This window comes from Vibrio sp. 1069, assembly GCF_033340555.1.
The window spans coordinates 1-659 of sequence record NZ_JAWOWP010000459.1 but is presented as its reverse complement, the minus strand read 5'-3'; the positions used below and the strand labels follow the sequence as shown (position 1 = coordinate 659).

Genomic DNA, 659 nt, shown 5'->3' with positions numbered 1-659 from the left:
AAAAGTGCATTAAATGCGTTGTTTTTCATCGTTCTTCCTTGAGTTCATCCAACTGAGTTTTTGTTGTTTTATGCGAGTTTTCACTAGTGCGCATCAATATGTCCACTATCTCATATCGGCTAATTTTCACCCAACTGCGTTGTTATTTCTGTGCACTCAACGCCCACTCAAAATGATATTCCGCGTCAATTAGCGATTACTGACATGAATTTATGTGATCCAATTCAATCGCCTGAGTTACGTGCTTTTTTAAAGTTGCTCTGTTTCGCGAAACCTTACTTCTTACTCAACTTTTACCGGATCAACTATGAAGACATTTTCTAAAAAGCCGTTGCTGTATGCGTTAGCGGCGTTCTCTATCGGCGTGTCATTTTCTTCCTTTGCGGAAATTCGCAACGTCACGTTGCTGCACACCAACGACATTGAAAGCGTTTATGAGCCCGTTGACGCATTTTGGAATCCAGACATTAGCCGCATTGGCGGTATTCCTTACCTTGCCACACTGATCAAACAAACCCGCGCGCAAGAGGAGACCAGTTTCTTGTTCGATGCGGGGGACATTTTCACTGGTTCACTCGCGAAAAAAACGCAAGGCAAGCTCTCTTTCGATTTGTACAGCGCGATGGGCTACGACGCGATAACACTCGGTAACCACGAAT

The 659-nt window shown here is 44.0% G+C and carries 1 pseudogene; it reads left to right on the top strand.

From position 1 onward, the window contains the following. Nucleotides 1-307: 307 nt before the first annotated feature. A pseudogene (locus R7040_RS27135) lies at nt 308-659 on the top strand (metallophosphoesterase); the annotation flags it as partial.